This window comes from Photorhabdus sp. P32, from assembly GCF_038085095.1.
Taxonomy (GTDB): domain Bacteria; phylum Pseudomonadota; class Gammaproteobacteria; order Enterobacterales; family Enterobacteriaceae; genus Photorhabdus; species Photorhabdus luminescens.
Genome location: NZ_JAZGJN010000003.1, coordinates 1 through 234 on the forward strand (window position 1 = coordinate 1; position 234 = coordinate 234).

Consider the following 234-nt stretch of genomic DNA (forward strand, 5'->3'; position numbering starts at 1 on the left):
TTAAAAATCAATAAATTAAAATCAGTCCTTAAAAAAGGGTCAAAAATAAGGTGTGGGGAAAGCAGATTTTCAACGGTGATTTAATTCATCATTACTCACTTGCTTTACTTTATTTGGTGACAGTACAGCTTAATAATCAACTTTTTCCACTCCATTTTTCATCTGTCAATGCGGTTAATACATGATCTTGCCAGACTCCATTAATCATCAGGTATTTCTTGGCATAGCCTTCAC

Annotated in this window: 1 pseudogene; it reads right to left on the reverse strand. The window is 33.3% G+C overall.

Annotation, left to right across the window (positions count from 1 at the left end):
• Window positions 1–136: 136 nt before the first annotated feature.
• A pseudogene (locus tag V2H77_RS00005) lies at window positions 137–234 on the reverse strand (30S ribosomal protein S5 alanine N-acetyltransferase); the annotation flags it as partial.